The sequence below is a fragment of the Aeromonas piscicola genome (assembly GCF_000820005.1).
Lineage (GTDB): Bacteria > Pseudomonadota > Gammaproteobacteria > Enterobacterales > Aeromonadaceae > Aeromonas > Aeromonas piscicola.
The window spans coordinates 75382-87937 of the sequence record NZ_CDBL01000034.1 but is presented as its reverse complement, the minus strand read 5'-3'; the positions used below and the strand labels follow the sequence as shown (position 1 = coordinate 87937).

At 54.5% G+C, this 12556-nt stretch carries 13 protein-coding genes and 1 tRNA gene; 4 read left to right on the top strand and 10 right to left on the bottom strand.

What is annotated here, in order from left to right; all coding sequences use genetic code 11:
• The first annotated feature begins 102 nt into the window (after window positions 1–102).
• Together BN1128_RS06255 and BN1128_RS06250 are read left to right on the top strand one after the other, a co-directional pair.
• Complete coding sequence (locus tag BN1128_RS06255; protein ID WP_042867080.1) at window positions 103–537, top strand: EamA family transporter; 435 nt, start codon at window positions 103–105, stop codon at window positions 535–537.
• Window positions 538–768: 231 nt separating this feature from the next.
• The gene (locus BN1128_RS06250; RefSeq protein ID WP_042867079.1) at window positions 769–2394 is read left to right on the top strand and encodes an MCR-3-related phosphoethanolamine--lipid A transferase; all 1626 of its coding nucleotides are present in this window, start codon (window positions 769–771) and stop codon (window positions 2392–2394) included.
• Window positions 2395–2463: 69 nt separating this feature from the next.
• Here BN1128_RS06250 and BN1128_RS24485 read toward each other — a convergent pair whose 3' ends face one another.
• Window positions 2464–3501 (bottom strand): glycosyltransferase family 9 protein, encoded by a 1038-nt coding sequence (locus tag BN1128_RS24485; protein ID WP_082030365.1) that lies wholly within the window; start codon window positions 3499–3501, stop codon window positions 2464–2466.
• A 274-nt stretch (window positions 3502–3775) separates the two neighbouring features.
• Here BN1128_RS24485 and BN1128_RS24480 point away from each other — a divergent pair, with 274 nt between their 5' ends.
• Window positions 3776–4615: a DUF6671 family protein gene (locus BN1128_RS24480; RefSeq protein WP_082030364.1), complete on the top strand. Its 840-nt coding sequence runs from the start codon at window positions 3776–3778 to the stop codon at window positions 4613–4615.
• Window positions 4616–4874: 259 nt separating this feature from the next.
• Here BN1128_RS24480 and BN1128_RS06245 read toward each other — a convergent pair.
• Window positions 4875–4962, bottom strand: a tRNA-Ser gene (locus BN1128_RS06245).
• A 198-nt stretch (window positions 4963–5160) separates the two neighbouring features.
• On the opposite strand from BN1128_RS06245, the gene BN1128_RS06240 reads away from it, so the two are divergent.
• Entirely contained in the window at window positions 5161–5910 is a 750-nt protein-coding gene (locus tag BN1128_RS06240) for a DsbA family protein (protein WP_042867078.1), read from the top strand.
• 180 nt (window positions 5911–6090) lie between these two features.
• Here the strand turns inward: BN1128_RS06240 and galE are convergent, their stop codons facing one another.
• From galE to BN1128_RS06200, 8 genes are all read right to left on the bottom strand, one after another.
• Window positions 6091–7116 carry a UDP-glucose 4-epimerase GalE gene (gene galE, locus BN1128_RS06235; RefSeq protein ID WP_042867077.1) on the bottom strand — a complete coding sequence of 342 codons (1026 nt, stop codon included), beginning with the start codon at window positions 7114–7116 and terminating at the stop codon, window positions 6091–6093.
• Between the two features lie 83 nt (window positions 7117–7199).
• A complete protein-coding gene (locus BN1128_RS06230; protein ID WP_042867076.1) occupies window positions 7200–8207 on the bottom strand; it encodes an FAD-binding oxidoreductase in 1008 nt (335 codons plus the stop codon).
• A gap of 132 nt (window positions 8208–8339) precedes the next feature.
• Window positions 8340–9989, bottom strand: a complete 1650-nt coding sequence (hcp, locus tag BN1128_RS06225) for a hydroxylamine reductase (RefSeq protein ID WP_042867307.1) — start codon at window positions 9987–9989, stop codon at window positions 8340–8342.
• A 218-nt stretch (window positions 9990–10207) separates the two neighbouring features.
• Window positions 10208–10675 carry a Dps family protein gene (locus BN1128_RS06220; protein WP_021140949.1) on the bottom strand — a complete coding sequence of 156 codons (468 nt, stop codon included), beginning with the start codon at window positions 10673–10675 and terminating at the stop codon, window positions 10208–10210.
• 129 nt (window positions 10676–10804) lie between these two features.
• Window positions 10805–11347, bottom strand: a complete 543-nt coding sequence (locus BN1128_RS06215) for a DUF3833 domain-containing protein (protein WP_209428545.1) — start codon at window positions 11345–11347, stop codon at window positions 10805–10807.
• Between the two features lie 14 nt (window positions 11348–11361).
• The gene (locus BN1128_RS06210; protein ID WP_042867074.1) at window positions 11362–11904 is read right to left on the bottom strand and encodes a chalcone isomerase family protein; all 543 of its coding nucleotides are present in this window, start codon (window positions 11902–11904) and stop codon (window positions 11362–11364) included.
• Entirely contained in the window at window positions 11861–12079 is a 219-nt protein-coding gene (locus BN1128_RS06205; RefSeq protein WP_042867073.1) for a TIGR02450 family Trp-rich protein, read from the bottom strand. The genes BN1128_RS06210 and BN1128_RS06205 overlap by 44 nt, the downstream gene beginning before the upstream one ends.
• Window positions 12076–12555: a DUF2878 domain-containing protein gene (locus BN1128_RS06200; RefSeq protein WP_042867072.1), complete on the bottom strand. Its 480-nt coding sequence runs from the start codon at window positions 12553–12555 to the stop codon at window positions 12076–12078. The genes BN1128_RS06205 and BN1128_RS06200 overlap by 4 nt, the downstream gene beginning before the upstream one ends.
• Between the last annotated feature and the right edge of the window lies 1 nt (window position 12556).

Sequence of the window (12556 nt, the reverse complement as noted above, 5' to 3'; positions counted from 1 at the left end):
CCATCACAGAATGTAGATGATTTATTAAGAAAGACTTAAGCAAGATGGCGTTATGAGAAAAATGTTTTTAACATGGGGACATAGCAATTGGAGGGGAGTGACATGGTGACATCAACGGAGTGGTTGTATTGGGCTTTGTTGTCTGCAGTCTTTGCTGCCCTGACAGCCATTTTCGCCAAGTTAGGCGTTCAAGAGGTTGACTCAGACCTGGCGACATTAATCCGTACAGGAATCATCATCGTTGTTTTGTCTGCGTTTGTTGCTTACACGGGCAAGTGGGTGAGCCCTTTGGCGTTATCACCTAACACTTGGTTTTTCCTTGGCTTGTCAGGTCTGGCAACAGGTGCATTATGGGTGTGCTACTTCCGGGCACTCAAAATCGGCGATGCTTCTCAGGTCGCACCAGTAGATAAACTCAGCCTTGTCTTAGTTGCATTTTTTGCTTTCACATTTCTAGGGGAACGTCCATCTCTTCGTGAATGGTTTGGGATTGGGATGGTCGCGACTGGTGTTCTCTTGCTGGCGTTCAAGCGCTGACAAACTGACTCGCCCTCGTCTTGGGCTCTGCCCGATAGATGAATTGCTTCCTTAACACTTGATTAATTTTTGCTATTCATTCCTTTTAGACTTCATTTTGTGAATCAAATCACATTTTTCTCGTCAATTAAGTTTTTGTAATTAATCGACTGTACAGCTTTGTTACTATCCTGCAGCGACAAAGCGAGATGGAGCTCTCGCCTAGACATTTTAGCTATTTAGGGAACAGCTATGCCTTTCATTATTAAAATAAAAATTGTGCCGCTCATCCTGTTATTGGCGCTTGCCTTCACCTTTATACTGAACTGGCGATTTTTGCTCCACTTCTATGAAGTCATCTACCAACTGGTGTACTTCAAACCAGGATTTGCGCTCTCACTTCCCTTTTTTCTAATCGCTGCACTCAACTTTGTATTTATCCCGTTCTCCATCCGTTATCTGGTCAAGCCCTTCTTCGCCTTCCTCTTTGTGACCAGTTCCATTGTCAGCTACACCATGATGAAGTATCGCGTGCTGTTCGATCAGAACATGATCCAGAACATCTTCGAGACCAATCAGAGCGAAGCGTACGCCTATCTCAACCTGCCCATCGTGCTGTGGGTATTGCTGACGGGGGTGGGACCGGCAATAGTCCTGTTTTTCGTGAAAATTGAGTATGAACGCAAGTGGTACAAGGGCCTTTTCCTGCGAGGGATCTCTATGCTGGCTTCCCTAGCCATCGTCGCCGGGATAGCTGCCATGTACTATCAGGATTACGTCTCCGTGGGGCGTAATAATCCAAACCTCCAGCGTGAAATTGTACCAGCCAACTTTATTAGCAGTACGACCAAGTATCTCTACAAACGTTACTTGGTAGAACCCATCCCCTTTACCACGCTGGGAGATGATGCAACCCGCGTCGTGAAAAACGAAAAACCGACCCTGATGTTCCTGGTTTTAGGTGAAACCGCCCGCGGCAAAAACTTCTCCATGAACGGTTATGAGAAAGAGACCAACCCCTTTACCAGCAAGGCCGGTGGCGTCATCTCCTTTAACGACGTGCGCTCCTGCGGTACCGCCACGGCGGTTTCAGTCCCCTGCATGTTCTCCAACATGGGCCGTAAGGAGTTTGACGACAACCTGGCCCGCAACAGTGAAGGGTTGCTGGATGTACTGCAGAAAACGGGAATCTCTATCTTCTGGAAGGAAAATGATGGCGGCTGCAAGGGAGTGTGCGATCGGGTACCCAATATCGAGATAAAACCCAAGGAATTCCCGCTGTTCTGCGATAAAATCACCTGCCATGACGAGGTGATGCTGCAAAATCTGGATAATGAAATCGCTCAGATGAAAGGCGACAAGCTGGTTGGTTTCCACCTGATTGGCAGCCATGGTCCAACCTACTACAAGCGCTACCCTGACGAGCATCGCTACTTCCTGCCCGATTGCCCACGCAGCGACATCGAGAACTGTACCACTGAAGAGTTGGTGAACACCTATGACAACACCATCCGCTACACCGATTATGTCATTGCACAGATGATTGCCAAATTGAAAACCTATGAGGACAAGTACAACACGGTACTGCTTTACATATCCGATCACGGTGAATCATTGGGCGCATTGGGGCTCTACCTGCACGGTACCCCATACAAATTTGCCCACGATGACCAGACCCGAGTACCGATGCAGCTCTGGATGTCCTCTGGTTTCACCCAAGAGAAAAGACTGGACATGAGCTGTTTGCAGAAAAATGCAGCCAACGTCCGTTACTCGCACGATAACTTGTTTTCATCCGTACTGGGGCTCTGGGATGTCAACACAACTGTCTACGATCAAGAGCGAGACCTGTTCAGTCAATGCAGAAACAACAAATAAATATCTCAGGGGCACTCAGGTGCCCCTTTGTTATTACCTCAGACGAGACTTTTTAATCAAAGCCAACACCTAGCAGGTTAATTTTTCAGTAAGCCAGCTTTTGTTAAGAGGGATATTGTTGCGATCAGTGACTACCAAATTGAGATGTTGTGGACCAAGGCAACCATAACGTTCAGGATCAGTCTGGGTGAATAATCCGATGCAAGGCACACCACTAGCTGCAGCAATATGGAGAGGCCCAGTATCACAGCTAATAAACAAATCCAATTCTGCAGTGAAGTGAGCGAAATCCTTTAAATTATTGAAAGATTTTGTAGTCTCTCCGAGAAGAGACTGGTCACACTCAGGGTCATTAATCTGAATCAATAGGGCATTGTGACAGTGGTGGCGCACTTCCTGTAACAGCAATTGCCACTGAGACGTGGTGAGTCCTTTACCTTTACGAGCATCAGTGAAAAAGCCAATAAAGGGACGATGGGGGTGAGATTGTCTCAGCATTCTACAATGCAAGTTATCTGAAGATAATGATAGCCCCAGTGTAATTTTATCGCTGTGGCTGGCATTTATACCCAACAGTTGTAGCGGTTGATGGGCATAGTGACCATGATGATTAGGTCGCTGTGGGGCTTCAAAAACTTCATCTCCTTTGGCATCGTCAAAACCAAATTTTTCCCTGGCTTTAACCCATGCTGCAATGAAGTGGTCTGTGCTTGAGGGGAATGGTACATAAACCCTATCGTAGTATTTATTACGAAGGTGCCACAGTATGGGAATAGAGTTAATTAAATGCTTACCTTTCAGCCTGACCTTATAAATGTTTTGTAGATTTATGCTTTCAAAAAATGGTTGCATCGGCCCACCGGCACATACCAGATCAATCTCTGCGTCAGGATAGATAGCACGCACTTTATGTAAAAATGGTAATAAAAATAGATTATTACCAAGACGACTAGTGCTCCTAACAATAATAATTCGCTTAGGTGACTCTTTAGAAGGCGGTAACTTACCGTGTTTTGCAAGCCAAGCAAGTGTCGCTCGTTCTAAACCTAATGTCCAACAACGACGTTGTCCATCAAAACGCCGAAGAAAATCCTTTATTGCTTTCATTAAGCGGGGCTCCGTTGGGGGGGATACTGCTATAGTACACATTAATTCTTAAGGCTTTATTAATGAAAAAAAAGAGGGTAATGATGGTGATCTGCGGATTGACTGTTGTGACAGATGCTCGGCAAATTTCTATTGAAGCAGTTGTCAACAAGTATGACGGAATCCGAAATCTACTATACAACAGCTGGGTTCAACTCTGGCGCTTCGGTCAAGAAGGTGGATTACAGCGCTATATGCATGTTGTGTGGCTACCACTTGGTTAGGAGATGCTGTGATGTCAGGGTTGAGACGTTATGAACGTCGAAAAGTTGCTCTATTAACCAAGCATGGTAAAGAGAAAGTGATTGTGCCTCTACTGGATACTAGGCTGGGTTGCTCGATAGAGCTGGTTAAAGGTTTTGATACTGACCTACTGGGTACATTCACTCGCGAGATTCCACGTGTAGGAACACAACTTGAGGCAGCTAGACAAAAAGCACGAAAAGGAATGGAATTGTCGGGGTCCTCACTTGGTATTGCCAGCGAAGGGAGCTTTGGTCTTGATCCTTTCATCGGTATGCTGCCTTGGAATATGGAATTATTGATCTGGATTGATGATGAACTCGGAATTGAAGTTGTTGGTATAGCTCAAGGTGCCGCTCGTGGTCCACGGATAACGAGTGGTGATTGGCAAGCTATCGCCAACTTTGCAACCATGGAAGGGTTTCCTGAGTATCAACTGGTAATGCGCCCTGATGAGAAAGATGATAGGAGAGTTTGCAAGGATATTGCGAGTTGGGAACGCTTGAAAACCAGCTTCGATGATTGCATCGCTTTATCTGCAAGTAAGCAGGTATTTTTGGAACTGGATATGCGAGCGTTTGCAAATCCGCAGAGAATGGAGCGGATTGAGCAAGCTGCAACCGATTTACTGAAGCGCCTACAATCTCCATGCCCTATTTGTAATACTCCTGGTTTTTGGATAAGAGAGCGGCAACCTGGACTACCCTGTGGATCTTGCGGCCTACATATGAGCGAAGTATGGGCATGCCTGTGCTGTGAGCATAAAGACATTGTTATGAGGACAGACCGGTCAACTGCAGATCCAGTACATTGTTCATTCTGTAATCCATGAATGGCTTATCTCCACATCAGCTGTAGTGTTGAGCTATAGCACTCAACTAAAATCGGATACTTGGTTAGGCTTTAGGCCAGAGTTAGCCTATTTACTCGTATAGAATCTACAAAAAAAATGATGGTTGTTAAACAGGGCGTAGTCCAAAGAAAGACGATAAAGAATAAAGACAGCCGACATCGAATGGCATACTCACTGGCATACCAAAAAACGCAGGCACAAAAAAGCCCAACCGAATCAATCAGTTGGGCTATATATATGGCGGAGGAGGTGGGATTTGAACCCACGGATGGTCGCCCATCGCCGGTTTTCAAGACCGGTGCATTCAGCCGCTCTGCCACCCCTCCGCGACAGTGCGGCGAATATTACCCATGGCGATCCGGCTTGTAAATCCCCTTTTGGTTCGTTTGCCGATTTATTGGGCTAAATGACGCATAAAGTCGATAAAACGGGCAGAAACAGCGCTTTTTCAACCAGATAACTTGACTTGAAAACAGACTCACCCACTATAGTGGCCATCACGAAATTTCCAGCAAGATGGACTTATGAGAATCAAACATGCCCTGCTTTGCGCCCTGACTGGCGCCACCCTGCTTGCGGCGCCGGTTCAGGCAAGCGAGCTGACCAAAAGCGATGTCGAGCAAATCGTGCGCGACTATCTGGTCAAGAATCCGGAGATCCTGGTCGAGATGTCCAATGCCCTGCGCGCCAAACAGGAGAGTCAGCAGGCGGCCAACGACAAGAGCCTGATCGAGGCGCACGCCAAGCAGCTCTATTCCAATAAAGACCCTGAAAGCGGCAACCCCAAGGGCAGCATGACCGTGGTCGAGTTCTTCGATTACAACTGCGGTTACTGCAAGCGCGCCCATCCGCTGATCAAGCAGTTGCTGGGTGAAGACAAGGATATCCGCTACATCTACAAGCAGTTCCCCATCCTGAGCGAGACCTCCTACTTCGCGGCCCGGGCGGCGCTGGCGGTGCAACTGGGTCAGCCTGACAAATACCAGGCCTTCCACGAGAAGCTGTACGCCCATCAGGGCCCGCTGTCCGATGAAGCTCAGGTAAAGCAGCTGGCGGAAGCGGCCGGGGTAAACTGGAGCAAGGTTGAGGCCAAGATCAAGGACGGTAGCATAGATCAGAACCTCGGTACCAACCGGGCGCTGGCCGAAGCCATGAGCATCTCAGGCACACCGGCCTTCATCATAGGTGACCAGATACTGCGTGGCGCACCCCGTGATCTGGCGAGCCTGAAAGGCTTCATCAAGGATGTGCGCGCGGGCAAGAGCATTCAGTAACCCAGCCCGTCACACATAAAAAACGCCCCGGCATTGCGATGCCGGGGCGTTTTGCCATTCAGGCTTGGGCCCCTCAGGACTGTTGGGCCGTAGCGAGGAGCTGTCAGCAAGGCGAAGAGCTGCGCAGGGACCGGAGTTGATATGAATAAATGAGGCTCCCGAGCAGCACATGATCCTTGATCACGGCTTCGCAGTAGGACCATAGCCGTTCGGGTTCTGGCTTTGCCAGCGCCAGGTGTCGGCCATCATCTGCTCGAGCCCGCGCTCCGCCTGCCAACCCAGCTCGTCACGGGCCTTGTGCGGCTCGGCCCAGCATTCGGCTATGTCACCGGGGCGGCGCGGTTTGATCTGGTGCGCTATGGTGCGACCGCTGGCCGCCTCGAACGCACTGATCATCTGCAGCACGGAATAGCCCTGACCGGTACCCAGGTTGTAGGTGAAGACACCGGTATCGGCAGCGATGCGGGCCAGCGCCTTGAGATGACCGAGAGCGAGATCCACCACGTGGATGTAGTCGCGCACGCCTGTGCCATCCGGGGTCGGATAGTCGTTGCCAAACACCCCCAGCTCCTTGAGCTTGCCGACACCCACCTGGCTGATATAGGGCAGCAGGTTGTTGGGGATACCGTTGGGATCTTCACCGATGAGGCCGCTCTCGTGGGCGCCGACCGGGTTGAAGTAGCGCAGCAGCACTATGGCCCAACGCGGATCGGATTTGGACAAGTCACGCAGTATCTCTTCCACCATCAGCTTGGAGCGACCATAGGGGTTGGTCGCGCTGGTGGGGAAATCTTCCCGCAGCGGCACAGAGGCAGGATCGCCATACACGGTGGCCGACGAGCTGAATACCAGCCGGAACACGCCCGCCTTTGCCATCTCCTCGCACAGCACCAGGGTACCTGTGATGTTGTTCTGGTAATAGGTGAGCGGGATCTGGCTCGACTCTCCCACCGCCTTGAGGCCGGCGAAGTGGATCACGGATTCAATCTTGTGGGCGGCAAACAGCTGCTGCAGGCAGGCTCTGTCCAGCACATCTCCTTCAACAAAGGTAACCGGCTTGCCGGTGATCCGCTCGACCCGTTTGAGAGACTCGGGGGAGGAGTTGGATAGGTTATCCAGCACCACCACTTGCTGCCCCGCGCCGAGCAGCTCAACCAGGGTATGGGAACCGATGTAACCGGCACCGCCCGTGACCAATATTGTCATTTTTTATCCCGTGTTCTGGTGAAACTGGGCAGAGTCTACCTGCCCTGCGTCATCGGGAAAAGCTTGAGATGCCAATGAAGCCATCAATAGTCGAGGCTGACATCCCCCCTGGCGGTACAGGAGCAGGCCAGTGCGACTCCGATCTCCAGATCCTGCGCACTCAGCGTCATCACGCTCTGCCGTTCGATCTCGCCAATCGTGGTACAGCGGCAGGCGCCACATACTCCGGCGCGGCAAGCGGCCATCATGGTTTCGCCAGCCCCTTCCAGGGCGGCAAGCAGGGTCTGGCCCGGCAGTATCTTCACCTTCTTGCCGCTTTTCTTGAGGGTCAGCCAGAAATGGTCGCTACCGGCCGCAACCGGCGCCGCGCCCGATGTAACAGCAGGCAAGCCGAACGACTCCTGATGCAACTGTTCCGCTGGCAACCCCAGCTCCGCCAGCATGGCGCAGACGGCGGTCATGTAGGGCGCAGGGCCGCACAGATAGACGTGGCGATCGAGCAGGTCCGGTGCCAATTCCCTCAGCATGTCCGGGCTGAGTCGGCCAACCCAGGGATGAGCGGCCGGCGCCTGCTCCAGCACCAACCCATGGCGCACGCCGGGATGAGCCTCGGCCAGCGCAGCCAGTTCGTCCGCGAAGATCAGATCCTGGGGCGAACGGGCGCTGTGAATGAAGCGGATGTCCGCCTCGGGCCGTTTGGCCAGCTCGTCGCGCAGCATGGCCCACATGGGGGTAATGCCGGAACCGGCGCTGAGCAGCAGCGGTCGCTCGCAGGGCAGCGCCGTCAGGTTGAAGTCGCCGAAGGGGCCGTCGACCCGGATCTCGTCCCCCAACTGCAGGCTCTGGTGCAGATGGTGGGAGACCCGCCCCACATCCTTGATGGTGACTTGCCAGCACGCATCCTGCGGGCTGGAGGAGAGGGTATAGGCGCGGCACATGGGCTGGCCGTCGATCTCTGTGTGCAGGGTCACGCACTGGCCGGCCAGCACGGGGGGCAGGCTTCCTGCAACCGGCGCGAACTGCCAGCTCACCACATCATGGGTGTCGGCGCGACGACCGATGCAACGCAGGGTGAGAGAGGTGGAGGTCATCACAAGGCTCCTCATTTTGAAAACATGTTTTTGAAACACGACGCGTTGAAAAAAAGGCGAGCCATCAGGCTCGCCAAAGGCTTACAACATGCTGAGATGATCAGGCCGGCACGGCCTGCGCGATCACCGGATTCAGGCAGCCAGGATCTCGGCGAGATCTGCTTCGGCCGTGGTGGTTCCTTTCAGGCCGAACTGCTCCTCCAGCACCTTGAGCAGGGCCGGGGTCAGGAAGGCCGGTGCGGTCGGACCGGTGCGAATGTCTTTCACACCGAGCGCCAGCAGGGTGAGCAGGATGACGATGGCCTTCTGTTCGAACCAGGAGAGCACCAGGGTCAACGGCAGGTCATTGACGCCACACTCGAACGCCTCGGAGAGCGCCAGTGCCAGCTGGATGGCGGAGTAGGCATCGTTGCACTGCCCCACGTCCAGCAGGCGGGGAATGCCACCTATGTTGCCAAAATCGAGCTTGTTGAACTTGTACTTGCCGCAGCCCAGGGTGAGCAGCAGGCTGTCTCGGGGGGCGGCCTTGGCAAACTCGGTGAAGTAGGCGCGCTCGGCCTTGTCGCCGTCACAACCGCCCACCAGGAAGAAGTGGCTGATTTCACCGGCTTTCACCTTCTCAATCACTGCCGGGGCGGCCTGCATCAGGGCATTGCGGGCAAAGCCGATGGTGATGAAGTGATCGAGCTCTGTGTGTTTGAAACCGTCCAGCGCCAGTGCCTTCGCCACCACAGCGGAGAAATCGTCCCCTTCGAGGTGAGTGACGCCCGGCCAGCCGACGATGGAGCGGGTGAAGATGCGGTCGCTGTAGTCGCCCACGTTCGGATCTATGATGCAGTTGGAGGTCATCACCACGGCACCGGGGAAGTTGGCAAACTCCTTCTGCTGGTTCTGCCAGGCGGAGCCGTAGTTGCCCACCAGGTGCGGGTACTGCTTGAAGAAGGGGTAGGCCAGCGCCGGCAGCATCTCGCCGTGGGTGTAGACATGGATGCCAGTGCCTGCGGTCTGCTCCAGGATCAGCTTGAGATCCATCATGTCGTGGCCGGAGACCAGGATGCACTTGCCCGGCACCGGTGTGACGCGCACTTGGGTCGGCTCGGGGTGGCCAAACGCCGTGGTTTCACCGAGATCCAGCATCTCCATGACTTTGAAGTTGAGCAGGCCGATCTCCATGGCACATTTGAACAGGGGATCCAGCTCGCTCGGGTCCGTGCTGAGCCAGCTCATGATGCGATGGAACTCGGTGGCCACGGCGCTATCCTGCTGGCCCAGCACCCGGGCATGTTCCATGTAGGCGGCGGCGCCCTTGAGGCCGTATAGGCAGAGCAGACGCAGCCCCATGATGTCTTCATGCACCTCGCTCTTGCCGCGATTGACCGCGGTTTGCGGTGCATGGGCCAGCTGGGCGAGCAGCTCGTCACCCGGCTCGAAGCTGGCGGCCTCGGGCAAGCCGGTGACTTGCACCGCCAGTGCCGCCAGACGGTCGGCCAGCTGCTGACGATGAGCCAGCGCCTGGTTGACATAGGCAACGATGCGGGCGGAATCGAAGTTGACGTTGGTGAGGGTGGCGAAGAAGGCCTTGGGCACGAAGGCATCGACCTCGTTGTCGATGACACCGTGCTCGCGGGCGGCCAGCGCCCAGGCACTGAGGCCCTGCAGCGCATAGATCAGCACATCCTGCAGATCCGAGGTTTCGGCCGTCTTGCCGCACATGCCTTGTGCATAAGCACAGCCATTGCCTGCCGGGGTACGAATTGTCTGTTCACATTGCACACAAAACATCATGCCTCTCCCAATTGGACATTTCAGTTACTTGTTTTGTGGCGATTCTATGCCCCTCGCCAAAAACTTAATAGGTATTCAATTTGCCAATTAAGTTTTCATTGATGCAGATCAAAAACAAAAAAGCCGCCCAAACAGGGCGGCAAGCGGGTGGATAAAAGGAGAGACAACTCAGGTTTACAACAAAGGTTTACAACAAAACTCACATCTACAAAGGGTCAGGCCAGATAGGCGCGCAGCATCCAGACCAGTTTTTCCTGCTGCTGTACATAGTCGGAGAGGATGGATGCCGTCCCCTCGTCACCGGCCTCGGCGGCTTGTCCCAGGATCCGGCGCTGGGCGACCAGCAGCTCGCGGAAGCTCTCAAGCAGGGATTCGACACAGGCACGACCGTCATGCAGCCCCTTCTGCTCCGGGATGGCAGAGACTTTCAGGTAATCGCTGAAGCTGTGCATGGGCACGCCATCCAGGGTGAGGATACGCTCGGCCAAGGCGTCGACCTTCAGCAGCAGATCGTTATAGATCTCTTCAAATTTCAGGTGCAGTTCGAAGAACTGGTTGCCGCGGATATTCCAGTGGAAGCCACGGACGTTCATGTAGAGGATCTGGTAGCTGGCCAGCAACTTGTTCAGCTCGGCGGCCAGGGCTTGTGATTGAACGGTATCAAGACCAATCGGACTTTTCATGTTTCACCTCCAGATTTGACGACGGAGCCAGATTAGCTCCCTTCAGACTCAAAAGGTAATAGTTACTACCTAACTGATTGATAGCGAGCGGCTATCGCCAAGTGCACCCATCAGATGATCTGGCATGACTCACCCCGGGCGCCGCTCGATATAGAGGATCACCTCGCCCAGATGAATGCCGAACTTGCTGATCTCGGCCCGATTGATCAGGCGATCTTCATCCAGCAGGTACATCCAGTCATCGAAGCTCACCCGCACCACCTCCCCGTCCGGCAGGGCCAGATCGAGCTGATAGCGCCAGTTGAGAGCAAAGCCTTCCGTCTTGCCTATCGCCTCCCCCACTACATCGGATGCGGTACCGCGCCAGTGACCATCGGCCCCCTTGCTCAAAAACCAGGTACGGGTCTGCCGGCGGCCGTCATCGAAATAGAACTGCTCAAACAGCTCGCCCTTGCCATCCTGCCAGCGCCCCACCATCTCGACCCGAAAGCGACTGGTCACTTCGCCGTTGCGGTCGGTCACCAGGCCATGGGCCACCAGCTTGCCGCTGAAGAAGCGGGCGAGATCCCAGTTCGGCCCCTGACCACGATATTCATCCAGGCTGGCGCCACAGCCAGTGAGCAACAGGAGTGGCAACAAGAGCAGAAAACGACAGTAACGATAGAAAGACATTGAGTACTCCAGCATCAGAGTTGACCGCGCAGGCGGCGGGTAAGGGCAGGATCGCGACTATTGTCGGCAAGCCAGATGGCCAGAAAGGCCGCGGAGAATTGGGGATCGGCGAGGCTGCCGAGCGGCTGATCGTGCCACCAGAAATGGCCAAATCCGGCCTCATCCACATAGAAGGTAAGACTGTCTCCCGCCCCCACATCGGGCCAGAGCGCCGCCAGCTGATCGAGCCAACGCAGGCGATCGGCATCGCTGCCGAGCCCGAGTCGCTGCCACTCCTCGGCGGTGGCGGTGAGCAAATCACTACGTTCGATATCTCTGGCGTAGGTGAGGGTCAGCGCCTGTGGATAATGGCCCGGCTCATAACGACCACTCTGGCTGTAGAGGGTAGCGTCATAGAGTTTGAACCAGAGCCAGTTCATCTCCCCCTGCCCCACGGTTCGCAGCAGCTGCCAGGGGGCTGAAGGGGTTTCCTTGGCCAGTGAATGCGGGCTGCTCAAGGCCACGATCAGCAGGCTAATTCCACCCCATGTGCCAGCTCGCGGGATCTTCCAGTTCATGCCAATCCATCTCCTGTTCCAGCAGGGTGTTGATATCCTGCATCACCACGCGGGCCAGTTTCCCCTGCGCATCCCGTTGGCATGACACCACCAGATAGAAGCGCTCGGTCAGCTCGTGCTGGCTCTCTTTGGTCCACTTGGAAAACAACAAGGTGTCGGTCGAAAAGGTGTTCATCTCGCTTCACCCTCCAGCTTGACCGTTACCCACAGGAGTACGGGTAACCACCACATCCAGATCACCGCCAGCAGTGCCGTGCTGATCCAGATGCCCCAAGGTAAGTGTACTGCCCCCATGGCTGCTCCCGCCACATAGGAGGAGGCGCCACCCGCCATGCCAAACAGCCCCTGCTGCCAGCGGGGCAAGGGGCGCAACCAGCGCAATCCGTGACTGAGGCTCAAGGCAAATCCCAACCACAGCAGTGCCAGCCAGAGGGGGAAACCGGCTGAAAATTGAAACAATCCGAGCTGCCAGAGCGAGCCATCGAGCAGACAGCCGGCCAGGGCCACCGGCCATAACCGCAGATCGCGCCTGCGGCTGGGGGAGAAGAGAAAGTGGAGCAACAGCATCAGCAGCAGCGGGCCCGGCTGCTGCCACTTCACCGCCAGCAACCAGTAAAGGTTGAACCCCAGCAGCTGGGCCCACTGCCACATG